Genomic DNA, 23,645 nt, shown 5'->3' on the forward strand with positions numbered 1-23,645 from the left:
TGAACTGCTCGGGCGTTGCCCGCGCCACCGTTCCGGAGGAGTGTGAACACGTGGGATCAACGGGCGACGCCCCCCCCGTGACGCCGCCCTCGACAAGGAAGGGTGACGATCGTGTTTGCACGCTCAACCACAATTCAAGCGCATCCCTCGTTCATCGACGAGGGGATCAAACACGTGCGGGATGTCGTGATGCCTGCGCTGACGGAAGTCGAGGGTTGCCTCGGATTGTCCCTGCTGGTCGATCGCGATTCAGGCCGATGCATCGCGACCAGTTCGTGGCGGGACGAGGAATCGCTGCGCTCGAGCGAGGGACCCGTGCAGAAGTTGCGTGACGAGGCCACCAAGACCTTCCACGGCACGGCCGAGGTGTCGAGGTGGGAGATTGCGGCGATGCACCGCGATCACCCCTCTGATCGCGGGGCCTACTGCCGGGTCACTTGGGCCAAGGTGGGACCGGGCCACATGGACCGTGTCATCGACGTGGGGAAACTGGCCGGAATACCCAAGGTGGAGGAATTGGAAGGGTTCTGCAGCGCCAGCCTGCTAGTCGATCGTGCGACCGGTCGTGCCGTGTCGTCGCTGACCTACGACAGTCGTGAGGCGATGGAACGCAACGTGGAACGCATGAAAGAGATCAGGGTCGCATCTCTCGGCGAAGTGAACGCGGAGGTGCTCGAGACGGGCGAGTTCGAGCTGGTCATCGCGCACCTGCACGTCCCCGAGATGGCCTGACCACCAAGAGAAATGTGTAAGAGCGTGTCCCGAGCGGAACCCTGGCGACCCGAAGCTCATTCCTGCGCTGCCAGTGATTCCGCCGCCCTTACGGGAGTGAGTAGGTGCCTGTCCGTACCGGCGTTCGGTGGTCGGGCGTTGCCATCGCCACCGTTACGGAGGAGTGTAAAACACGTGGGATCAACGGGCGACGCCGCCCGTGGCGCCGCCCTCGACAAGGAAGGGTGACGATCGTGTTTGCACGCTCAACCACAATTCAAGCGCATCCCTCGTTCATCGACGAGGGGATCAAGCACGTGCGGGATGTCGTGATGCCTGCGCTGGCGGAAGTCGAGGGTTGCCTCGGATTGTCCCTGCTGGTCGATCGCGATTCAGGCCGTTGCATCGCGACCAGTTCGTGGCGGGACGAGGAATCGCTGCGCTCCAGCGAGGGACCCGTGCAGAAGTTGCGTGACGAGGCCACCAAGACCTTCCACGGCACGGCCGAGGTGTCGAGGTGGGACATCGCCGCGCTGCACCGCAATCACCCCTCGGATCGCGGGGCCTACTGCCGGGTCACATGGGCCAAGGCGGAGCCGGCTCACATGGATCGTGTCGTTGACGTGTGGAAGCTGGGCGGGATACCCAAGATGGAGGAACTGGAAGGGTTCTGCAGCGCCAGCCTGCTTCTCGACCACGCTGCCGGCCGCGCGGTCTCGTCGCTGACCTACGACAGCCGCGAGGTGATGGAGCGCAACATGGAACACATCAACGAGATCAGGGCCTCTGCTCTGCGCGAGGCGAACGCCGAGGTGCTCGAGACGGGCGAGTTCGAGCTGGTCATCGCGCACCTGCACGTCCCCGAGATGGCCTGACCACCAAAGGAACTGATTAGCACAGGAAATGTGTAAGAGCGTGTCCTGAGCGGAACCCTGGCTACCAGGGGAAGACCTGCACCGCGTAGTGCCGGTCTCCCCCTGGCAGTGCCCGTCGCCTGATGTGGTGCGAGCCTCCTCGAGGTCACACGATGGCCCGATTGCCGCCGCGACCTTCTTCTAAAGCCGTTGGGCTACGACCCGAAGTTCATTCCTGTGCTGCCACTGGTTCCGCCGCCCGTGCCGGGGTTGGTGCCGCCGCCCGTGCCGGGGTTGGTGCCGCCGCCCGTGCCGGGGTCGGTGCCGCCGCCCGTGCCGGGGTCGGTGCCGCCGCCCGTGCCGGGGTCGGTGCCGCCGCCCGTGCCGGGGTCAGTTCCGTCGTCCGTGCCGGGCTCGGTTGGAGCCGGCCCTGATGAGAGGTCGGTCAGTGTGATCGTCCAGGAGCTCGGGTTGTGGTCCTGGATGAACGCCGCCAAGTCGCTCACGTCGTCGAAAGCGAACCCGTACGCCTTGCCGTCGACAGTGTTCTCGTGGAGGGCCCGCGAGTAGTGGTTGGCGATCTCGCTGTTGTAGTGGAGCGCGGTGTCTGTGATCGGCTGATTGGAATGGTCGAGTAGCGTCCCTCGGTTGAAGGCGGCACCCAGCATCGCGGCGACCGGTCCGGTAACGCCGTCGTTCGGAGCTATAAGGGCCCCGTCGCAGAAGAACACGTCGCGGGTGCTTGGTTTGCGGATCGGTGCCACGCCTTTATCGAAGATGAGCACGTCATCGATGACCCGTCCGGTGTACGTAATGCTCTTGAGGTGGTCGGTCACCAACAAGTCGGTGCTCGAGTACTTCCTCCACACCTCGTTGATGTACTCGTCGTAGTAGGTGGGCGAGAACAGTCCGGCGTCGATGCCGTGGCCGGGGGCGATCACGCGCTTGTCACCGATGACGAGATTCGCGAAGTCCGGGTGATCAGCGACAGTGGAGAAAATTCTCTCTCGGCCACCGGGGACGAGTTCGCCTGCGGTCTGCGACGCTTGTCCCTCCAACTGGATTGCCAACGGCACGGAGAACTTGTCGACCATGGTGGTGTTGCAGAACATTCCGATGTCGTTGTAGGTGAACTCGACACAGTCGTGCATCACCGAGTAGCTGTCATCGCTCTCAACCCACCCAGCCGGGTACTGCATTCTCCGAACGCCCTGCTCATCGACGACGGCCTTGAAACTCAACTCGCCGTCGATCGCGAAGTAGATGCGCCCCGACATCTTGGGTAGGACGAAATCTGTGTTTCCGGTGTTGGACAGCGGAATCGCCATGTCGAGGACTGTGCCGTGAGCGGCATCCTGGGGAACCGGAACGAAAACCCCGCTGGAATTGACGAATCCTTGCTGCCCGGCCAGGTTGACCCCGGGAATGTACATCTTGATTGCGCTGTTGCTGAAGGCGCCGGTGGCGTTGACCACGCTCGTGCGGAGGGTGGCAGCGGCCGAGGCGCGAGGGGTGAGAGCTGGAGCGACTGAAGACAGAATTGGTGCCCCGAGAGCGACCGCCCCGAGTGCACTTCCGAGGAAGGCTCTTCTACTCAACATCTATTGCACTCCGTTACTGATCCGTTACTGATCTGTTATCGAGCGGAGAGTTTTGCAGAAGTCTCGAGCGAATGCAACAGGGATTGGAGCGAACTCACGCTTGAACCAAGGTGGATACTCGCTATACGTGCGCTATACGTGCACGGTCGACCGGATGGGCAGTCGCCCGGCCGCTGTCAGCGGTTTCGTTCTGGGAGTGTGAGGAGGGCGACAGGGTAGGTGGCGAAGAGGACGTCGGCTCGGGGGCCACGTTCCGTGTCGGCGTCGGCGGCCGTGGCGACGGTCTCGCCTGTGAGACGGTCGGTCCACGTCCCCGCGGGCAGGATGACGGTGGTTTCGCCCCAGCCTCGTTCACCGAGTCTGATGCTGTGGCGAGTCGCTACCGCAACGACATCCGGGGACACACCTTCGGGACCACGTGCGAACCCCACCACGTGGGCCGCGGCGGGCCCGGTCCCGAAAACAGGGGTATACGATCCTCCGACAAAGGACTCCGGGCGTTCTCGTCGCAGTCGCAGAGCCGTTCGGACGACGTGCATCTTCGCCGCGCCCGTCGCATCGACAGGTGGATTCTGGAGGTGCCCGAGGACGCGTCGCCGCGCGTCGTAGTTCACCAGGCGGCGATTGTCAGGGTCGACGAGCGAGTCCTCCCAGAGTTCGGTGCCCTGGTACACGTCCGGGACTCCCGGGCCGCAGAGTTGGAGGAGTTTCTGGCCCAGGGCGTCGGACCATCCGTGGGGGGCCAGTTGGGTGCACAGTGAACCGATCGACTTCCCGACCGCTCCGTCGATCACCGTGTCGAGCCAGAGATGGAGATCGCGTTCGAAGCCCGGGTCGATGTCGGTCCAGGACGTGCGGATTCCGGCTTCACGGGCGGCCTTTTCCGCGTAGGCGTGGATGCGGTCGCGGAAGTCAGGCACCTCCGCCCCGGACCGACCGTCCGCTGGCCACACCCCGAACAGCGTCTGCCACAGAAACAGGCCGGTGACGGGATCCGGGCTGGGGGCGATCTGCTCCCACCGATCGACGCACCCGGCCCACAGGTCGGGCACCTGCGTCAAGACGCCGATCCGAGCTCGGACATCCTCTCCGCGTTTAGTGTCATGGGTCGAGAGCGTCGTCATGGCCCTTGGCCACCTGGCGGCGCGCTCGGCGCTCGCGAGGTGGAATTCGGCGGGTGAGATGCCCACCTTTGCCGGGTTGCCGCCCACTTCCTGAAGTGACACCAGCCGGGCGGTGCGGTAGAAGAGACAGTCCTCCACCGACTTCGCCATCACCGCGCCGCAGACCTGCTGGAAGCGGGTGGCCGCCTCACCCCGGTTGATCAGGGCAGCGGAAAGCGCGTCCAGAGGTTCGGCCCAGGCCGGTTCGTGTCGGGCGATGTCGCCGATCACACGCCCTGCCAGGCCGGCCAGCGGACTGTAGTCCGAGCGGTAGACAGGCATGGCTGCGATGACGTCCACCACCGCGTCGCGAAGAAGATCGATGCTGCATTCGACGCCCGTCTCCGCGAGGATCGTGCGCGCCAGTCGCCGGACTTCCGGTGCGAGAACGGTGGTGGCGACGCTGCGCTTGATCACGACCTCCTGCTCGCGGATCCACGTCGCGTCTCCCCGGTCGCCCGTTCGGGAGGCTGACAGCGCGGTGAGGGCGGCCGTCCCCGATGGGTCCAGGAACACGCCGCCGATCTCGGCGAGCGCGTCGTAGCCGGTGGTGCCGTCGATCGGCAGGTGGTCGTCGAGCGGTTCGGTGTTGGTGAGGATCTTCTCGATCACGAGCCAGCGGTCCGTGCCGAGTAAGGTGCGCAGCCGATCGAGGTACTGGGCCGGATCGGACAACCCGTCCGGGTGGTCGATGCGCACTCCTTCGATCAGCCCGCTGCTCACCCAGTTTCGGAGTTCGCGGTGCGCGGCCTCGAACACCTTCGGGTCTTCCTGGCGGACGCCTGCGAGGTCACTAATCGCGAAGAATCGGCGGTACCCGACGAGCCCGGCATCCCACGGCACCAGGCGGTAGGACTGAGCGTCGTGCACAGCTAGAGGGTCCGCGGCATCGGTACCCGGAGCGATCGGGAAGCGGTGCTCGTAGAAGGCGAGCAGCGGTTCGGTGCCCGAGCGGTCGATCTCGAGTGATTCGAGATCAGTTTCCGACCCGAGTACAGGGAGCGCGAGACGGCCTCCGACACCGTTTTCCTCATGCCAGTCGATGTCGAAGAAGTCGGCGTACTCGGATCGGCGACCGTGGGTGAGTACGTCCCACCACCAAGCGTTCTCGCGCGGTTTCGCAACGCCGACATGGTTGGGGACGAGATCCACGACAATCCCCATTCCCCGGTCACGTAACTCCTCGAACAGCGCGAGCAGCGCCTCGCGCCCGCCGAGCGCGGGATCCACGCGAGTCACGTCCGTGACGTCGTAACCGTGGGTCGATCCGCTGGCAGCAGTCAGGATCGGCGACAGGTAGACATGCGAGACCCCTAGATCGTCCAGATAGTCGGCGATGGCGGTGGCGTCGTCGAGCGTGAAATGGTCGCCACGCAATTGGAGTCGGTAAGTTGCCGTGATCGACATCGACTTCCTCGGCTCATGTACTCCGACGCAGCACAACCAGTGATCTGGCGCCGACCTGCAGCGGATCTCCGGCCTTGATCACCGACTCCGTCTCTCCCGTCGGCTCTCCTGTCGGCACGGACGTGTCGAGCACGACGGTCCACTCGCCGGCATAGTGCGAATCCGGAGTGGAGAACCCGATTCCCTCGTGGTGCGCGTTGAAGCACAAGAGAAACGAGTCACCGACAACCCGTTCACCCCGTTGGTTGGGTTCGTGGATGCCCTCCCCGTTGAGGAAGACCGCCAGAGATCTTCCGAATCCACTGTCCCAGTCCTCGGGAGTCATCTCCTCGCCGGACGGGGTGAGCCAGGCGATGTCGCGGGTCTGATTTCCGCTACGGATTGGTGTGCCCTCGAAGAATCGTCGTCGACGGAACACCGGATTCTTCATCCGCAGTGCGATCACCCGTTTGGTGAACTCGACCAGGTCTGCGTTGGATTCCGCCAGCGACCAGTCCATCCAGGAAAGCTCCGAGTCCTGGCAGTACACGTTGTTGTTGCCGTGCTTGGTGCGGCCCATCTCGTCGCCGTGTGCCAGCATCGGAGTGCCTTGGCTCAGCATCAGCGTGGCCAGCATGTTCCGGCTCTGCCGCCCCCGCAGGTCGAGGATCTCCGGATCGTCCGTCGGCCCCTCGACCCCGCAGTTCCAAGAGCGGTTGTGGCTCTCACCGTCGTTGTTGTTCTCGCCGTTGGCCTCGTTGTGCTTCTCGTTGTAGGACACCAGATCGCGCAGCGTGAACCCGTCGTGGGCGACCACGAAGTTGATGCTCGCGCTGGGACGCCGGCCGGTCGCCTCGTAGAGGTCGGACGAGCCGGTCAGGCGGGACGCGAACTCGCCGAGAGTCGCAGGCTCACCACGCCAGTAGTCGCGGACGGTGTCCCGGTACTTGCCGTTCCATTCCGTCCACAGGCCAGGGAAATTGCCCACCTGGTAGCCACCTTCGCCGACGTCCCACGGCTCGGCAATCAGCTTGACCTGACTGACGATCGGGTCCTGTTGGACGAGGTCGAAGAACGCGGACAGCCGGTTGACGTCGTGCAGCTCGCGCGCGAGTGTTGACGCCAGGTCGAATCGGAATCCGTCGACGTGCATCTCCGTGACCCAGTACCGAAGCGAGTCCATGATCAGTTGGAGCGTGTGCGGGTGCCGAGCGTCAAGGCTGTTCCCCGTGCCGGTGTAGTCCTTGTAGTATTCGGCATCCCCGTCGACGAGACGGTAGTAGGCGGCGTTGTCGATGCCGCGGAAGCAGATGGTCGGGCCGAGATGGTTGCCCTCGGCCGTGTGGTTGTAGACGACGTCGAGGATCACTTCGATACCCGCCTCGTGGAACGAGCGGACCATCGCCTTGAACTCCGACACCGCAGCGCCCGGCTTGTCCGCCGACGAGTACTCGGTGTGCGGTGCGAGGAAGCCGAACGTGTTGTACCCCCAGTAGTTCCGTAACCCACGGTCGAGCAGGGGCTGGTCGTGCATGAACTGGTGCACGGGCATCAGTTCGATCGCTGTGACACCGAGGCCGACCAGGTGGTCGATGATCACTGGATGCGCCAGGCCCGCGTACGTGCCGCGGAGTTGCTTGGGGACGCCGGGGTGGGTTGCCGTCATGCCCTTGACATGTGCCTCGTAGATCACTGTGTCGTGGTAGGGGCGTTTGGGAGCACGGTCGAAGGCCCAGTCGAAGAACGGGTTGATCACGACGGTGGTCATCGTGTGACCGAGTGAATCATGCCCGGGCAAGACAGGTTTCGCAGGCTTGTCGGACTCCGCAAGCTTTTCGCCTACTGGTGCAATCTCGGCGTCCGCATGCCCTACCAGACGCTTCTCGCGTTTCACGTCATCGGTGTCGACCTTTTCGCTGTGGCCGATCGTTTCTTCGACATCGTAGGAGTAGAGGGAGCGATCTCCGTCGAAGTTGCCGTCGAAGGCCTTGCCGTAAGGGTCGAGAAGGAGTTTACTCGGATCGCAGCGATGTCCGGCTGCCGGATTCCACGGTCCGTGGACCCGGTAGCCGTAGCGCTGACCGGGAACGACGGTTGGCAGATACGCATGCCACACGTACCCGTCGACCTCTTCGAGGCGGACTCTGGTTTCCGTGCCGTCCTTGGCGATCAGGCACAGATCGACAGCCTCGGCGACTTCGGAGAACAACGAGAAATTCGTCCCTGCCCCGTCGTAGGTGGCTCCGAGGGGATAGGCGCTACCGGGCCACACAGGGATGTGCGTGGTGTCGGTCGAGTTGCTCGCGTCCATACCGAGAACATTAGCTCTCGCGTCCGGCACGTTCCCGGTTCGACAATGAGGTCAGTGCGCACTCTGGCTTCGTGCGACAGCGCACATTCCGGCTGTGATGATGCCTACGTCCTCGGTGGTGCTCACATATGGCGGCATGGTGTAGATCAGGTTTCGGAAGGGCCGTAGCCACACCCCGGAGGCAACTGCAGCTTCGGTAGCGGTCCGCATGTCGACGGGGTCCGCTAGTTCGATTACTCCGATGGCACCGAGCACCCGGACGTCCCGGACACCGGGGATCTCGAGGGCCGGCTCGAGGCCCGATTCGAGCGCGCCGTTCACGTTTGCGATCTCGCCTCGCCAGTCCCGGGACAGCAGCAGTTCGATGGACGCCACAGCGACAGCACACGCGAGCGGATTGGCCATGAACGTCGGACCGTGCATCAGCCCACCGGCTTCTCCGGAACTGATGGTTTCCGCGATCTCGGTGGAGCAGAGGGCCGCTGCAAGGGTCATGTATCCGCCGGTGAGGGCTTTGCCGACGCACATGATGTCAGGACTGACCCGGGCGTGATCGGCGGCGAACAACTCGCCGGTTCGTCCGAAGCCCGTGGCGATCTCGTCGAAGATCAGCAGCAATTCGTGCTCATCGCAGATCCGTCGAAGTTCTGACAGATACCGGGGATCGTGGAAACGCATGCCGCCGGCACCCTGCACCACCGGCTCCACAATGACGGCCGCCAGTTCGCTCGAATGTGACTCCACCAGGCGTTCGAAATCCGCGACGTAGCTCAGGTCGAACTCGCGCGGCGGCGGCGGCGCGAACACCTGCCGTGCCAGTACGTCCGTCCACAGTGAATGCATGCCGCCATCGGGGTCGCAGACGCTCATCGGTGCGAACGTGTCGCCGTGGTAGCCGCCGCGCCACGTGAGTAGGCGATGCTTGCCCGGCATGCCACGGCTTCGCCAGTACTGCAGGCTCATCTTTACCGCTACTTCGACGGACACCGAACCCGAGTCGGCGAGAAAGACCTTGTCGAGTCCGGTCGGGGTGATTTCGACGAGCAGCTGCGCCAGCCTGGCGGCTGGTTCGTGCGTGAGTCCCCCGAACATGACGTGACTCATCCGTCCGAGTTGCGCGGTGGCCGCAGCATCCAGGCTCGGGTGTCGATAGCCGTGCACCGCTGCCCACCAGGAACTCATACCGTCCACGAGTTCGCGCCCGTCGGCGAGGGTGAGCCGAGTCCCGTAAGCCGAAGCCACCACGAGAGGAACCGTCGAGGAGGGGAATGCCCCATACGGATGCCACAGAAGCGAGGCATCGAGGGCACTGATGTCGTCGACGGACAGGCTCGGGTTTGTCACGGGCTCGACCCTAACCACACACGGAAAGTCGACCCACTCCGGGTTGAACACCGTTCAAGTCCCGTATCGTGCCGAGGGTGAGTATCGACAGCACCCTGTCCACATGGCTCGACGACGTCGCGGACCGGCGCCGCGGCGCCGGACTGCACCGCGATTTGCGTCCCCGGACGCCCGGTACCGCATTGATCGATCTGGCGTCCAACGACTACCTCGGACTCGTGCGCCATCCAGAGGTGGTGCGTGGTGCGATGTCGGCGCTGAGCCGGTGGGGGGCGGGGGCAACCGGTTCACGTCTGGTCACGGGGTCCACCACAGACCACGATCGGCTCGAGTCGGAGCTCGCGGACTTCGTCGGGGCAGAGGCCGGGCTGGTGTTCTCCTCGGGGTACACCGCGAACCTTGGCGCCGTCACTGCACTGTCCGGTCCGGGCTCGCTCATCGTCTCCGACGCCGGAAGCCATGCCTCGCTGGTCGACGCCTGCAGGTTGTCCCGCGCTCGCGTCGCGGTATCGCCGCATTCGGACATCGAGTTCGTTCGCAGCGCACTGGCCACGAGGGGCGAGGAGCGCGCGCTCGTAGTCACCGATTCGGTGTTCAGCGCCGATGGCGATCTCTCCCCGCTGGTCGGACTGCACCGGGTATGCCGCGAATACGGTGCGTTTCTCGTCGTGGACGAGGCGCACGGCATCGGCGTACGCGGTGTCGGGGGACGCGGTCTCGTGCATGAGGTCGGGCTTGCGGGCGAACCCGACATCGTGGTTACGGCCACTTTGTCGAAATCCCTCGCCAGCCAGGGCGGCGCGGTTCTCGCGTCGGAAAGGGTCCGCGCACACCTCATCGACGCCGCCCGCACCTTCATCTTCGACACGGGTCTTGCCCCGGCGTCGGTGGGAGCAGCGCGCGCGGCTCTCATGATTCTGCGGCGCGAGCCTCATCGAGCGAAGTCAGTACTGGACCGCGCGCAGGATCTCGCCCGGTACACCGGCGCGAAGACACCCGAATCCGCCGTGGTTTCGGTGATTCTCGGTGATCCTCAGCTGGCGTTCGATGCCGCCGCCGCTTGCCGGGAACGAGGACTGCATGTCGGTTGTTTCAGACCTCCGTCCGTGCCGGAGGGCACGTCCCGTCTGCGGCTCACCGCACGGGCGACGCTCGGTCCCGACGAACTGGCACGAATAGAGACGGTCCTCGGTGAGGTCCTGACGGGAGCGTTCGCGTGAGTATCCTCCTGATCACCGGCACGTCGACCGACGTGGGCAAGACCGTCGTCACAGCGGCGCTCGCCGCTGCGGCGCGTACGGCGGGCCTGTCCGTCGCGGTATGCAAGCCCGTGCAGACCGGTGTTGCTACGGGGGAGCCGGGCGATCTCGCCGAGGTGACGAGGCTCTCCGATGTCACGGCGGTGTTCGAATTCGCCCGCTACCCGGATCCGCTCGCCCCCGATACCGCGGCCCGCCGCGCCGGTCTGCCGATGGTGCGGTGCACCGAGGTCGTGGACAGGGTGAGAGCGCTCGACGCAGAGTACGACCTGGTCCTTGTCGAGGGGGCAGGCGGCCTACTCGTGCGTCTGGGAGTCGATGGGTTCACGCTCGTCGATCTGTCGCGGGCACTCGACGCACCGACCGTGGTGGTCGCCGCAGCCGAGCTCGGCACTCTCAATCACACCGAACTCACCACCCGCGCTCTGACGGCCGAGCGGCTCCCCTGTGCCGGAATTGTGATCGGATCGTGGCCGGACGAGCCCGGCCTCGCCGAACGCTGTAACCTCGACGATCTCCCAGCTGTGACCGGTGTCGATGTCGTCGGATCGGTCCCCGCCGGTAGTGGCTACCTGCACTCGAAGGAATTTTCTGCGATGGCACCTACGTGGTTCGACGCCACATGGTTGACCTCGACGTTGAAGTTTGGTCACGACTCTCCACGGCTTCAAATCAACGCGGGTCCGACCATATACCGGTAACGTGACAAACATCACGGATATACGGCCGGGTTGGGAGGGGTGTCATGTCGACCTCCGAAATGCTCGAATTGAATCGCACGATCGACCGTCTGCGGCGCTGCGTCGGTAACCTGCGTTCGATGTACGGCGACGCTGCACCTGTGCGGCGACTGGACAACGACCTGCAGCGTCTCGAGATCGACGCGCAAGAATTGGATTCCTCGCCTCCGCATGCCGCCAGCGAATCTGGGGAGCGGATCAAAGTGCCTGATACCCCATACGACGCGTCCATGTGGCGGGGCGTCGATGATGAGGGTCTAGGCGGACTCCACTACGAGCGCGAATGAGCGCGCCGCCGATGAATCCCGGCAGTTCCGGTGTCGGGTTCCCGACGCGTGCCCGGATCGCGGAGCGCACGCTCCGCACCGACCGATGGTGGCAGGAGCCGCTGCTGACAGTGCTCGGCCTGTCTGTCTTCGTGATCTATGCGTCGATCCGTTCGTGGGTGAGAACCGCGTACTGGGTCGACGATTATCACTACCTGACGCCGTTCTACTCGCCGTGCCTGAGTGACTCGTGCGTGCCGGGCTCCAGCCACTTCGGCACTCCCATCGGCGAACTGCCGATGTTCATTCCGCTCGGATTTCTGGTGCTGCCTCTGCTGCTCGGGTTCCGGCTCACGTGCTACTACTACCGCAAGGCCTACTACCGGTCGGTATGGCTCGCACCGCCCGCATGTGCGGTCGCCGAGCCGCACCGCACCTACTCGGGCGAGACGCGACTGCCGCTGATCATCCAGAACGCACACCGTTACTTCTTCTATTTCGCTGTGATCATCTCGGCGATCAATACCTATGACGCGATCGGCGCGTTCCGTGGTGCGGACGGCGGGTTCGGCATCGGGCTCGGAACCTTGATACTCGTCGGCAACGTGACCCTGCTCTGGGCGTACACCGTGTCGTGTCATTCCTGTCGGCACGTCACCGGTGGCAGGCTCACTCACTTCTCGAAGCACCCGATCCGGTACTGGCTGTGGACTCAGGTGAGCAAGCTGAACACCCGCCACATGCAACTTGCCTGGATCACCCTGGCCACGCTGATGATCACCGACTTCTACGTGATGCTCGTAGCCAGCGGAACCCTGACCGACCTCCGCCTGATCAATTGACCGGCCACCGAGTAGTCGAGTCGCGCGGGAGTCGGAAGACGCCGTGCAGGCGAAGACCATGGGCAGTTGCCGACAAAGAGGGAGTGCAATGACGGAAGTCGAACGGCACAGCTACGACGTCGTGGTGATCGGTGCCGGTGGTGCCGGGCTGCGAGCTGTTATCGAGGCCCGCGAACAGGGTATGTCCGTTGCCGTGGTCTGCAAGTCGCTGTTCGGTAAGGCACACACCGTCATGGCGGAGGGTGGGTGCGCTGCCGCAATGGGTAATGCCAACGAGAAAGACACGTGGCAGACACATTTTCAAGACACGATGCGCGGCGGCAAGTTCCTCAACGACTGGCGAATGGCCGAACTGCACGCGCGTGAAGCGCCCGATCGGGTATGGGAACTCGAAACCTATGGCGCGCTGTTCGATCGAACCTCCGACGGCCGGATCAGCCAACGCAATTTCGGTGGTCACACGTATCCTCGTCTCGCGCACGTCGGCGACCGGACAGGTCTCGAACTGATCCGCACCATGCAACAGAAGATCGTCTCGCTTCAGCAGGAAGACTTCGCCGCCACCGGCGACTACGAGGCCAGAATCAAGATTTTCGCGGAATGCACCATCTCCGAACTCCTCAAGGACGGCGACCGGATATCGGGTGCCTTCGGATACTGGCGTGAGAGTGGACGTTTCGTGCTGTTCGAGGCGCCCGCAGTGGTGATGGCGACCGGCGGAATCGGCAAGTCGTTCAAGGTGACGTCCAATTCGTGGGAGTACACCGGAGATGGTCACGCACTCGCCCTTCGTGCCGGCGCCGACCTCATCAACATGGAGTTCGTCCAGTTTCACCCGACCGGAATGGTGTGGCCGCCCAGCGTGAAGGGCATCCTCGTCACCGAGGGCGTGCGTGGCGACGGCGGGGTTCTGAAGAACTCCGAAGGCGATCGTTTCATGTTCTCCTACATTCCCGCGGTCTTCAAAGGTCAGTACGCGGAGACCGAGGAGGAAGCCGACGCCTGGTTGAAAGACTCCGACAACAATCGCAGGACGCCGGATCTGCTTCCCCGCGACGAAGTTGCGCGCGCCATCAACTCGGAGGTCAAGGCCGGACGGCAGACTCCGCACGGCGGTGTGTACCTCGACATCGCCTCACGTATGCCCTCAGAAGAAATCGTTCGCCGACTCCCGTCGATGTACCACCAGTTCAAGGAGCTTGCAGACGTCGACATCACCAAGGAGCAGATGGAGGTCGGGCCGACCTGCCACTACGTGATGGGAGGCATCGAAGTCGACCCCGACACCGGGTCGTCCAGCGTCGCAGGACTTTTCGCCGCAGGTGAGTGCTCGGGCGGCATGCACGGCTCCAACAGACTCGGCGGCAATTCACTATCGGACCTGTTGGTGTTCGGACGACGAGCGGGTCTGGGTGCGGCCGGATACGTGAAGTCGCTGTCGGAGCGACCGGTCGTTTCTTCTTCCGCCGTGGATGCGGCGGCTCGGATGTTGTTGTCGCCGTTCGATTCCGCGAGTGAACGTGGTGGCACTTCCGAGAATCCCTACACCCTTCACACAGAGCTTCAGCAGACGATGAACGACCTCGTCGGCATCATCCGGAAGGAAGACGAGATCGTGCGCGCGCTTGCCACGCTCGATGAGATCAAGGGGCGTATCGGGAGCGTCGAAGTAGAGGGACACCGCCAGTTCAACCCGGGCTGGCACCTTGCGGTCGACCTGCGGAACATGGTGCTGGTCAGTGAGTGTGTCGCACGAGCGGCGCTGATGCGCACCGAGAGTCGCGGTGGGCACACCCGCGACGATCACCCGGACATGGAGGCCGAGTGGCGCGAGATTCTTCTCGTCTGCAGTGCGGTCGGGGACATGTCCGCGCACCCCACCGCGGCTGTCCCGGACGTCCTGGTCACGCGTAAACATCAGGCTCCGATGCGTAAGGACCTGTTGGAACTCTTCGAGATCGACGAACTGCGCAAGTACTACACAGACGCCGAACTCGCAGAGCATCCGGGAAGGAAGGGCTGAGATGGGATACGACGCACGGTTCCGGGTGTGGCGCGGCGACTCCGATGGCGGCGCACTCGAGGACTACGTGATTCCCGTGAACGAAGGTGAGGTGGTGCTCGACATCATCCACCGACTCCAGGCGACGCAGGCCCCCGATCTGGCGGTCCGCTGGAACTGCAAGGCCGGCAAGTGTGGGTCTTGTTCCGCAGAGATCAATGGTCGGCCACGGCTGATGTGCATGACACGGATGTCGACGTTCGCGGAGGACGAGGTGGTGACGGTGACGCCGATGCGGGCGTTTCCCATCGTCCGTGATCTCGTCACCGATGTGTCGTTCAATTACGAGAAGGCGCGCGAGATTCCATCGTTCAGTCCGCCACCGGACCTTGCGCCGGGCGAGTACCGGATGCAGCAGATCGACGTTGAACGTTCACAGGAGTTCCGCAAGTGCATCGAATGCTTCTTGTGCCAGAACACCTGCCACGTCGTGCGCGACCACGAGGACAACAAGACTGCGTTCTCCGGTCCCCGCTTCTTCATCCGGGTCGCAGAGCTGGAGATGCACCCACTCGACACCGGCGACCGTCGCGACGCTGCGCAGGATGAGTACGGTCTCGGACTCTGCAATATCACCAAATGCTGCACCGAGGTGTGCCCGGAAGGGATCACGATCACCGACAACGCCATCATTCCGATGAAGGAGCGGGTGGCAGACCAGCGTTACGACCCTCTGGTCTGGTTGGGTAACAAGCTCTTTCGGCGCGGACGGAGCTAGGCCGCGAACCGCCGGTTACCCGAAGGCCGACCGAACGAACTCGGTGGTATCGGGTAGGGAGGCGTACATCGCCCCGAGGTGACCGTCCGGGTAGGTGCGAAACACGAAGTTCTGGCCCGCGGCCGTCAGCTCCGAGACGAGAGCGAACGTGAACACCGCCGGAACCATGTCGTCGAAGAGTCCCTGGCCGATGAAGAGCGGGCGGTCGTAGCCGGTGACGGGCACGGCCAGTGAGCGCTGCAGCGCCGCCTGTATGGCGGGATCATCGAGTTGCCGTGACAAGAGCTGGCCGATGGTCAGGTTCCCGAACTGTGCCTCCGCGTCCTGATAGCAGAGCGACTCGACACCGCTGAGAACGTCGCGGCCGAGTGGGCTGAGGTAGCTGTCCACGTTCAGGTCCGGATGTGCCGCGCGAAGGCCGGCCAGCGTGTATGCGATGAACACAGTGCTCCCGGTGAGCGGCAGCGCGGGAAAGCTCGGGCCGGCCAGCGGTGCCAGCTTCTCGATGTTCGATGGCGCACCAGTTGCGACGGTCCCGCGGAAGTCGAGTTCGGGCGCGTACGTCGTGGCCATCGAGGCGGTGAACAGGGCAGCCTGTCCACCCTGCGACTGCCCGATCGCCACCCACCGATCCGACAGCGAGGGTGTGACGGCCCGGCCTGCGCGGACCATGTCGATCACGGCGTGTGCCTCCGACGGGCCGTCGAGGTACGGGTGGATTCCGGGCGTGCCGAGCCCGACATAATCCGTTTTGACGATGGCATACCCCTGTTGGAGCCAGGATTGCAGGTACGGGCCGGCAATCGGCCCGGTGACCGTCGGGGCGCACTTGTCGGCGATGCCCACGGTGCCGTGCGCCCATGAGATCACCGGCCATCCGCCGGGTGGTGGCTCGCCCGGCGGCAGGAGGACTGCCCCGGTGCTCAGCGCCGGTTCATCCTGCGCGCCTTTGGTCCAGTAGGTCACGTACGTGCCGGACGCTACGTCCTCTGGCAGCGCGGCCGCCGGTATGGGGGACGAGGCGACGACGGTACCGGGAGCGTCGAGTACGGTCTGCGCACCTGCAGGAACGGAGACGCCGAGCAGCGACATGCCGAGTGTCAGGGCGAGGGCGATGCTTGCGCGTCGGACGAACCATAGTCTCATCGTGCGCTCCCTTGGCCGTCGAGGCCGCCTTGCAAGCCATTGGGTCGAGTCGACGGCTCCACTCCATTGTGCATGCTCAGTTGCGGTGCGCCGATCATCGGGCGTATGTGAATGTCTCGCAAGTCCGTCGAATGCTTCTTGTGCCAGAACACCTGTCACGTGGTGCGCGACCATCACGATCACCGACAGCGCCCATATTCCGATGGAGGAGCGGGTGGCAGACCAGCCTAACGATTCTCTGGTCTGGTTGGGTAACAAGCTCTTTCGGCGCGGGCGAGGCTAGAGACCAACCGCCTGTTACCCGAAGGCCGACCGAACGAACTCAGTGGCATCGGGCAGGGCGGCGTACATCGTCGCGACGTGAGTGGTTGGGTAGGTGCGGAACACGAAGTTCTGGCCTGCGGCCGTCAACTCCGAGGTGAGAGCGAACGTGAACACCACAGGCACCATTTCGTCGAAGAGTCCATGGCCGATGAAGAGCGGGCGGTCGTAGCCGGTGACGGGCACCGCCAGTGAACGCTGCAGCGTCGCCAGTATGACGGGATCATCGAGCTGTCGTGACAAGAGCTGGCCGATGGTCAGATCGCCGAACTGCGCCTCCGCGTCCTGGTAGCAGAGCGACTCGACACCGCTGAGAACGTCTTGGCCGAGCGGGCTGAGGTAGCTGTCCACGTTCAGGTCGGGATATGCCGCCCGGAAGCCGGCTATCGCGTATGCGATGAACACCGTGCTCCCGGTGAGCGGAAGCGCGGGAAAGTTCGGGCCGAGCAGCGGGGCCAGCTTCTCGATGTTCGACGGCGCACCGGTTGCGACGGTCCCGCGGAAGTCGAGTTCGGGCGCATACGTCGTGGCCATCGAAGCGGCGGCGAGGACCGCGTGGCCGCCCTGCGAATGCCCGATCGCCATCCACCGATCCGACAGCGAGGGTGTCACGGCCCGGCCTGCGCGAACCATGTCGATCACGCTGTGCCCCTCGGACGGGCTATCGAGGTACGGATGGATTCCGGGCGTGCCGAGCCCGACATAATCCGTCGCGACGATGGCATACCCCTGCTCGAGCCAGGACTGCACGTACGGGATGACGATCTGGCCGGTGACCGTCGGGGCGCACTTGTCGGCGACTCCCACGGCGCCGTGTGCCCATGAGATCACCGGCCATCCGCCGGGTGGTGGCTCGCCCGGCGGCAGGAGGACCGCCCCGGTGCTCAACGCCGGCTGATTCTGCGGGCCCACGGTCCAGTAGGTCACGTACGTGCCGGACGCTACTCCCTCGGGCAGCGCGTCGGCAGGCATAGGGGACGAGGCGACGACGGTGCCTGGCGCGTCGAGTACGGTCTGCGCGCCGACAGGGACGGAAAGGCCGAGCAACGACATGCTGATTGTCACCACGGCAGCGATGCTTGCGCGTCGGACGAACCGTATTCTCATCGTGCGCCCCCCTTGGCCACGACGGCCGCTTCGTCGGCCGATTGGCCGATGCAGCGTGGTCCACTCCATTGTGCATGCTCAGGGGTGGTGCGTGGTTTCCTTCAGACGTGCGCGAATGCCGTCGATGAAGAGGGAGAGGCCGAAGTCGAACCGGATCACAGGGTCACCGTCCAGCAGATCCTCGTCGTAGGCCGCGATGGGTGAATGCGGGGCATCGGGCGAGAGTGCGGCCCGGGTGAGCGCGCCGGCCGATTCCATCTGCGCCCGCGACTGTTCGTCGACTGTGTGTCCGAGGACGTAGTAGAGCAGCGAATACGACGCGAGTTCGGCGTGCTCGCGGGACAAGCCCGATCGCCTTCCGGCGGTGGCAAAGCTCTCGCGCACCCGTGCGTTGGTCATCCGGGAGGCATAGGTGGCCGATACCAGTTCCGCGCCGTCACGGTGTGCAAGCAGCGCCAACCGCAGACGGTGAGCCAGTTCCAGGAACTCCCCATCCCAGGTTCGGGTGTCGACGGGGGCGTCGACGTCCTCGAGGATCTTGTCGGCCAGCGCCCCGAGGAGGGTCTGCTTGTTGGGGAAGTGCCAGTACAGCGCGCCCGGCTGTACATCGAGGGAGGAGGCTAGCCTGCGCATCGTCAGGTCGGCGAGGCCGAACTCGTCGAGGATTGCCATTGCGCCGTCGAGAACGTCGCCGCGTCGCAACTGCACTGTGTGATCTCCTGGTTCGTCTGGACGGGCCCACGAAACTCTGCCTGGCTTTGACAGTAATCCATCACGGATCTAACGTGAACGCCGTTCAACTTGTACAGTGTTCAATTCTTGCCGTTCAATTCTTGTCTCAGTCGATTCACGCCACGTGATCGGCCCGGTTCCCAGGAGATGCGTGTGACCTCGGCCTCAGTACAGACGGATATCCTCGCACAGGCGCGGGAGCAGGTGCTCGATCGCGGTGAAGCACTGAACGAGAGCCAGGTGCTCGAGGTCCTGCGGCTACCTGACGAACGGTTGGAGGAACTCCTCGGGCTCGCCCACGACGTGCGTATGAAGTGGTGCGGCCCTGAGGTCGAGGTAGAGGGCATCATCAGCCTCAAGACCGGCGGCTGCCCGGAAGACTGCCACTTCTGCTCGCAGTCGGGGCTCTTCCAGTCGCCGGTGCGTGCGGCATGGCTCGACATCCCGAGCCTCGTCGAGGCGGCCAAACAGACGGCAAAAACCGGCGCTACCGAGTTCTGCATCGTCGCTGCGGTCCGCGGTCCCGACGAGCGGTTGCTCGCGCAGGTCGCAGCCGGAATCGAGGCGATCCGCAACGAGGTCGACATCCAGATCGCGTGCTCGCTCGGCATGCTCACGCAGGAGCAGGTCGACCAGCTCGCCGCGATGGGCGTCCACCGTTACAACCACAACCTCGAGACCGCGAAGTCGCACTTCCCGAATGTCGTCACCACGCACACCTGGGACGAGCGTTGGAACACTCTCCGCATGGTCCGCGCCGCGGGCATGGAAGTGTGCTGCGGCGGCATCCTCGGCATGGGCGAGAGCCTCGAACAGCGAGCCGAGTTTGCAGCCAACCTCGCTGAGCTCGAGCCGGACGAGGTGCCCCTGAACTTCCTCAACCCGCGCCCGGGTACTCCGTTCGGTGACCTCGAGGTCCTGCCGGCGAGCGAGGCACTCAAGTCCGTCGCCGCTTTCCGGCTCGCGCTGCCGCGCACGATCCTCCGCTTCGCCGGTGGTCGGGAGATCACGCTTGGGGACCTCGGTGCCAAGCAGGGCATTCTCGGTGGTATCAACGCCGTCATCGTCGGCAACTACCTCACGACTCTGGGGCGTCCCGCCGAGAAGGACCTGGACCTGCTCGTCGACCTGCAGATGCCGATCAAAGCCCTGAACGACACCCTCTAGCGACCATGGTGGAGATGGCAGCGGGCAGCGACCCCGAAGAGCGCTACAACCCCTACACCGGCCGACGGATGGTGTCCGGAGTGGACGACACCGTTCCTACTGCAGCCCAGCTGGGTCTGGAACCGCCACGCTTCTGCGAGGCGTGTGGCCGTCGCATGGTCGTGCAGGTCAGCCCGGACGGGTGGTGGGCGAAATGCTCTCGACACGGTGTCGTCGACTCGACTGCGCTCGGGCGGCGGTAGCGTCTGGGAGGTGACCTCACTTCGGCAACTCCGGCTCCGATCGGGCGCGGGAATCTTTTGCGGTGCAGTGACGGCGAGTGCGCTCGTGGGAGTGCTGTGGGGCATACTCGCGCCGCCCGAACGGTTGCTGGTGGTCGCGCCCGACCGTGGGGTGGCGCTGACGGGGGAGAGCCTGCACAGGTTCGATGCGATCGGGATGTTCGTGTGCGCGGGTCTCGTGGTAGGCATTCTCACCGCGGTCGCGGCATGGACTCTGCGACGTAGCCGCGGCCCGGTCACGTTCGGCGCCGTCCTCGCCGGAAGCGCAGTCGGGGCCGGCGTCATGGCGCTCGCCGGCCTCGGAGTGGCTGCATTGCGATTTCCTCACCCCGCCGCGACGGCAACCGGAACAATCGTTGCGGTCGCGCCGGGGATCGGGACCTTGCTGGCGCTGATCTTCCAGCCCCTAGCCGCCAGCGTTGTGACGCTCGTGCTCGCTGCGCTCAATCCCTACGACGATCTCGGTGTCAGCGATCATCCGACCGAACTCGCCGAGCCGGAGAAAGGGGACCCGGAAAAGCGCGACGCAGCAGTTACGTCGTAACCGTCACTTGTCGGCCGATGCGCGCATCCGCACGTTACCGAGCATGCGTCCGACGACCAGCGTCGTGAGCCGCCGGGTCCCCAGTCGCGGACCGAGTGCGGACATCTTGTTCGTCCATCCGGACATGACACTCGGCGGAGAGTTGCGGCGGTCGAGAGTCCGGAACGTGGTGTTCATCACCTGCTCTGCTGTTTGCATGTACCCGGCGGCCGCGTCCTGAGTGCCGACTACGTCGAAGAACTCGGTCTTTGTGGGGCCAGGGGAGACCGCGAGCACCGTAAGTCCCGTGCCGCGGGCCTCCGCCCACAACGCCTCAGTGAAGTGGAGGACGAACGCCTTGCTTGCCGCGTACACGGCCATGCCGGGAACCGGCTGGTACGCGGTGCTGCTCGCGATGTTCATCAGTAGGCCGCGCCCGCGGAGGAGATCGGGCAGGAAGATGTGGGACAACTCGACGAGCGTGGTGACGTTGAGCTGAATGAGAGAGGTGAGCCTGTCCAGGTCAGCGGACGCGAAGTCTCCGTGCGTGCCGAATCCGGCGTTGTTGACGAGGGAATCGATGCGAATGTCACGCGCGGTGAGTTCGTCCTTCAACCGTTCGGCGGCACCTGGGGTGCCAAGGTCGAACGGGAGGACAGTGACCGACACACCGTGCTTGTCGCGGATCTCGGTGGCAAGCTGCTCGAGTCGGTCCGCGCGGCGGGCGACGAGAACGAGGTTTGCCCCCCGCTGGGCGAATCGCCGGGCGAAATCGGCGCCGAGGCCCGCACTGGCGCCGGTGATGAGGACGGTCGATCCGGATACGTCGACAGACATGATTCTCCTAGTCGTTGAGTGCCCCCGAATGTAGCCACTGTCACCAATGTAGTCAATGTCAACATTGCGCTAGGCTGATGCCATGTCCGCCGCCGAACAGCCTTACCACCACGGGAGTCTGCGGCAGGTGCTGCTCGCTCGCGCCGAGAGCACGCTGGAGCAAGACGGCGTCGACGGCCTCTCCCTGCGGCAACTGGCCAGAGAGGCTGGGGTCAGCCATGCGGCACCGAGCAAACACTTCCGGGATCGGCAGGCCCTGCTCGACGCGCTCGTCGAACAGGGGTTCCATCGTCTGACCAAGGCGCTCGAGCAGGCGTTCGAAGAGGCCGATTCACATCCCCGCGCCCGCTTGGGTGCGGTCGCGGGCACCTACGTGACGTTCGCACTCACTCACCGCGAACTCCTCGCATTGATGTACAGCAGCAAGTTGGCACCTGGGGCCGCCACTGAGGTCGTGGAGGCCGGCCGCACGCCGATGGACCTGACGGTCCGGATCATCACCGAGGCTCAGGCCGCGGGCGATGTCGGTCCCGGCGACCCGTTGCACATCGCCCTCGTCGCGTTTGCGACCTTTCACGGCATCGCGACCCTCGCAGCGGGCGGAATGCTCTACGGTGCCCCGGTCGACGACGTCGTTGCCGCGGCATCCGACACGTTCTGGCGAGGTCTTTCTCAGGGGTGACGCCTCACCACAGCGTTGACGACGTGCGGCATTCGATGCCTGTGGACCAGAAGGTTCGGCCCTCGTGGATCGGTGATCCACGAGGTCCGATTGCCTTGTGGGACTGCGGCGCGCGGGCGCAGTGGTGGGCCGCGGCCTAGATCAGCGGAGCCCAAGACTTCCCTCGGGCGCTGAGACCCCGGGACGCACCGCATCGTGCGGGGGCCCTTCTCGGAGGGGGCGGAGTCGAGGGACTTGGAGTCGGGGGACCAGGAATCGTCTAGCGGGCTAGGAGTTGATGTTGATGGTGAAGATCTGGATGACCATCTCGACGACGCTGTCTGAGATGTCCGATGAACTCATGTGGTCTCCTGGCTGTCATGTGCGTTTCGGCTCACGCCACTCGATGGCGCTGTCTCTTTATAGCCGAGCGGAAACGGCGCTGGGCCAGAATCAAGGCAAACCCTCGAGAAAGTGGAGCCACTCCATTCTTGGTTTACCTGTTGTTCCCCGTCGCATTCCGGTCGAGACCGCCGCCTGACGGTTCTCACTTCCGGCGCTGAATGACGCAAACGAAGATCGTGATCGAGCAGCGACAAGTACTTCAATCGATTGATGCACATTGTCGTTTTCGTTACTCGTCACAATTCTATGGTTCGTTCCTTCTCATAATTCGCCAGTACGACACCTCGCACAATTCTTCAATTTGTTGCTTCTCACAATTTCTCGAGCTCGAGCCGTGGCGCGAACTCGTCTGTTACCCGTGCGTCCGTCACAGTAGGCGAGTCCCGCTGCGTGCGCTGCAGCGATTGAATGCGCCTCTGAATTGGGCGACCGCGTTGCCGATTCTGGAGCCCGACAGCTCTTGCCCTGAGGTGCAGAAACTGTGGTCCCGGGGGTCGCGCGTGAGCTCCAGTTTCAGTGAGGCGCAGAGCCTCTAGGTTAGGAGGAGAGTAGTTTCTCGAGAGAGTTCAGAAACTTGAGGGCTTCAGCCGCGAGGCTGCCTGACAGGCTTCCTGAGGTGATGTCTGATGAAAACATGTGCCGTCTCCTGACTGGTGATTGAGTTTTTCGCTCGAGAACAGAAACTGGGGCCCACGGGATCGCGTGTGGGCCCCAGTTTCACTGAGTTTCGGAACTCTCGGACTAGGAGTTCAGGTTGTCGCTGAGGATCTTGATGATCTGCTGAACGGCGCTTTCCACGATGTCCGATGAAAACATGCAATCTCCTGACTAGTTATGTGTGTTCCGATCGCGCCCTTTGGGGCGCGTATCTTTTGTACCCCAGCGAATACGAAAGGGGAGTCAGAATAGAAATATTTCCGAAAAGTTTTCTCGATTCTCACCGATTGCCTACGGTGTTATCCCCCACTGCATTCCGTTCACAGGCTCGACCAGGGGTTGCCCTCCTGGCACCGTCATGGTCGCCTGGCGTGGTCACGGCAACGCCGACGTTGCGGCGGCCGGCTTTCGGCGCCGTTCTTCGAGGCGATCTGCGATCAGATGCGGCGCAGTAATCTGTTCCGGTATGTGTTGCGTGCGAGGCGCTTTCGTTCCGAGGCTTTGGAGTTTGCAGGAACAGCTGCCCGAGCCGCAAAGCATCGAATACTGCC

General features: G+C 64.1%; 21 protein-coding genes. 13 read left to right on the forward strand and 8 right to left on the reverse strand.

The features are described from left to right. Nucleotides 1-102: 102 nt before the first annotated feature. Both AB0I57_RS19370 and AB0I57_RS19375 read left to right on the forward strand, forming a co-directional pair. Nucleotides 103-732 carry an antibiotic biosynthesis monooxygenase gene (locus tag AB0I57_RS19370; RefSeq protein ID WP_358338947.1) on the forward strand — a complete coding sequence of 210 codons (630 nt, stop codon included), beginning with the start codon at nucleotides 103-105 and terminating at the stop codon, nucleotides 730-732. Between the two features lie 224 nt (nucleotides 733-956). Beyond that, nucleotides 957-1,586 (forward strand): antibiotic biosynthesis monooxygenase, encoded by a 630-nt coding sequence (locus tag AB0I57_RS19375; RefSeq protein WP_358338950.1) that lies wholly within the window; start codon nucleotides 957-959, stop codon nucleotides 1,584-1,586. A 194-nt stretch (nucleotides 1,587-1,780) separates the two neighbouring features. Here AB0I57_RS19375 and AB0I57_RS19380 read toward each other — a convergent pair whose 3' ends face one another. From AB0I57_RS19380 to AB0I57_RS19395, 4 genes are all read right to left on the reverse strand, one after another. Further along, complete coding sequence (locus AB0I57_RS19380) at nucleotides 1,781-3,166, reverse strand: beta-1,3-glucanase family protein (protein ID WP_358338953.1); 1,386 nt, start codon at nucleotides 3,164-3,166, stop codon at nucleotides 1,781-1,783. 176 nt (nucleotides 3,167-3,342) lie between these two features. Beyond that, entirely contained in the window at nucleotides 3,343-5,736 is a 2,394-nt protein-coding gene (gene treY, locus AB0I57_RS19385) for a malto-oligosyltrehalose synthase (protein ID WP_358338956.1), read from the reverse strand. A gap of 13 nt (nucleotides 5,737-5,749) precedes the next feature. Further along, nucleotides 5,750-8,026 (reverse strand): glycogen debranching protein GlgX, encoded by a 2,277-nt coding sequence (gene glgX / locus AB0I57_RS19390; protein WP_358338959.1) that lies wholly within the window; start codon nucleotides 8,024-8,026, stop codon nucleotides 5,750-5,752. 51 nt (nucleotides 8,027-8,077) lie between these two features. Beyond that, nucleotides 8,078-9,370, reverse strand: a complete 1,293-nt coding sequence (locus tag AB0I57_RS19395) for an adenosylmethionine--8-amino-7-oxononanoate transaminase (RefSeq protein ID WP_358338962.1) — start codon at nucleotides 9,368-9,370, stop codon at nucleotides 8,078-8,080. Between the two features lie 77 nt (nucleotides 9,371-9,447). Between AB0I57_RS19395 and AB0I57_RS19400 the strand changes: the two genes are divergently transcribed. From AB0I57_RS19400 to AB0I57_RS19425, 6 genes are all read left to right on the forward strand, one after another. Beyond that, complete coding sequence (locus AB0I57_RS19400) at nucleotides 9,448-10,590, forward strand: 8-amino-7-oxononanoate synthase (RefSeq protein ID WP_358338965.1); 1,143 nt, start codon at nucleotides 9,448-9,450, stop codon at nucleotides 10,588-10,590. Continuing rightward, nucleotides 10,587-11,330, forward strand: coding sequence for a dethiobiotin synthase (bioD, locus tag AB0I57_RS19405; protein WP_358338968.1), 744 nt, complete (start codon nucleotides 10,587-10,589; stop codon nucleotides 11,328-11,330). The genes AB0I57_RS19400 and bioD overlap by 4 nt, the downstream gene beginning before the upstream one ends. A gap of 44 nt (nucleotides 11,331-11,374) precedes the next feature. Beyond that, complete coding sequence (locus AB0I57_RS19410; protein ID WP_358338971.1) at nucleotides 11,375-11,656, forward strand: hypothetical protein; 282 nt, start codon at nucleotides 11,375-11,377, stop codon at nucleotides 11,654-11,656. Next, nucleotides 11,653-12,477, forward strand: a complete 825-nt coding sequence (locus AB0I57_RS19415; RefSeq protein WP_358338974.1) for a hypothetical protein — start codon at nucleotides 11,653-11,655, stop codon at nucleotides 12,475-12,477. Before AB0I57_RS19410 ends, AB0I57_RS19415 begins: the two co-directional genes overlap by 4 nt. Nucleotides 12,478-12,565: 88 nt before the next feature. After that, the gene (locus AB0I57_RS19420) at nucleotides 12,566-14,500 is read left to right on the forward strand and encodes a fumarate reductase/succinate dehydrogenase flavoprotein subunit (RefSeq protein WP_358338977.1); all 1,935 of its coding nucleotides are present in this window, start codon (nucleotides 12,566-12,568) and stop codon (nucleotides 14,498-14,500) included. 1 nt (nucleotide 14,501) lies between these two features. Next, on the forward strand, nucleotides 14,502-15,257 hold the full coding sequence (locus AB0I57_RS19425) for a succinate dehydrogenase/fumarate reductase iron-sulfur subunit (protein ID WP_358338979.1): 756 nt from the start codon (nucleotides 14,502-14,504) through the stop codon (nucleotides 15,255-15,257). A gap of 15 nt (nucleotides 15,258-15,272) precedes the next feature. Here the strand turns inward: AB0I57_RS19425 and AB0I57_RS19430 are convergent, their stop codons facing one another. From AB0I57_RS19430 to AB0I57_RS19440, 3 genes are all read right to left on the reverse strand, one after another. Beyond that, nucleotides 15,273-16,403, reverse strand: a complete 1,131-nt coding sequence (locus AB0I57_RS19430) for a lipase family protein (RefSeq protein ID WP_358338982.1) — start codon at nucleotides 16,401-16,403, stop codon at nucleotides 15,273-15,275. Nucleotides 16,404-16,700: 297 nt separating this feature from the next. Then, complete coding sequence (locus AB0I57_RS19435) at nucleotides 16,701-17,831, reverse strand: lipase family protein (protein WP_358338985.1); 1,131 nt, start codon at nucleotides 17,829-17,831, stop codon at nucleotides 16,701-16,703. Between the two features lie 78 nt (nucleotides 17,832-17,909). Next, nucleotides 17,910-18,539 carry a TetR/AcrR family transcriptional regulator C-terminal domain-containing protein gene (locus AB0I57_RS19440; RefSeq protein WP_358338989.1) on the reverse strand — a complete coding sequence of 210 codons (630 nt, stop codon included), beginning with the start codon at nucleotides 18,537-18,539 and terminating at the stop codon, nucleotides 17,910-17,912. Between the two features lie 177 nt (nucleotides 18,540-18,716). On the opposite strand from AB0I57_RS19440, the gene bioB reads away from it, so the two are divergent. The 3 genes from bioB to AB0I57_RS19455 all read left to right on the forward strand — a co-directional run bounded on the left by bioB (nucleotide 18,717) and on the right by AB0I57_RS19455 (nucleotide 20,555). Further along, nucleotides 18,717-19,730 carry a biotin synthase BioB gene (bioB, locus tag AB0I57_RS19445; protein ID WP_358338992.1) on the forward strand — a complete coding sequence of 338 codons (1,014 nt, stop codon included), beginning with the start codon at nucleotides 18,717-18,719 and terminating at the stop codon, nucleotides 19,728-19,730. 14 nt (nucleotides 19,731-19,744) lie between these two features. Beyond that, entirely contained in the window at nucleotides 19,745-19,972 is a 228-nt protein-coding gene (locus AB0I57_RS19450) for a hypothetical protein (RefSeq protein WP_358338995.1), read from the forward strand. A 67-nt stretch (nucleotides 19,973-20,039) separates the two neighbouring features. Then, nucleotides 20,040-20,555, forward strand: coding sequence for a DUF2567 domain-containing protein (locus AB0I57_RS19455; RefSeq protein WP_358339075.1), 516 nt, complete (start codon nucleotides 20,040-20,042; stop codon nucleotides 20,553-20,555). A 3-nt stretch (nucleotides 20,556-20,558) separates the two neighbouring features. On the opposite strand, the gene AB0I57_RS19460 is transcribed toward AB0I57_RS19455, so the two are convergent. Further along, entirely contained in the window at nucleotides 20,559-21,371 is an 813-nt protein-coding gene (locus AB0I57_RS19460) for an SDR family oxidoreductase (RefSeq protein ID WP_358338998.1), read from the reverse strand. 82 nt (nucleotides 21,372-21,453) lie between these two features. Between AB0I57_RS19460 and AB0I57_RS19465 the strand changes: the two genes are divergently transcribed. Both AB0I57_RS19465 and AB0I57_RS19470 read left to right on the forward strand, forming a co-directional pair. Continuing rightward, the gene (locus AB0I57_RS19465; protein WP_358339001.1) at nucleotides 21,454-22,053 is read left to right on the forward strand and encodes a TetR/AcrR family transcriptional regulator; all 600 of its coding nucleotides are present in this window, start codon (nucleotides 21,454-21,456) and stop codon (nucleotides 22,051-22,053) included. A 283-nt stretch (nucleotides 22,054-22,336) separates the two neighbouring features. Beyond that, on the forward strand, nucleotides 22,337-22,573 hold the full coding sequence (locus AB0I57_RS19470) for a hypothetical protein (RefSeq protein WP_358339004.1): 237 nt from the start codon (nucleotides 22,337-22,339) through the stop codon (nucleotides 22,571-22,573). Nucleotides 22,574-23,645: the final 1,072 nt, after the last annotated feature.

The organism is Rhodococcus sp. NPDC049939, from assembly GCF_040656415.1.
Lineage (GTDB): Bacteria > Actinomycetota > Actinomycetes > Mycobacteriales > Mycobacteriaceae > Rhodococcus_F.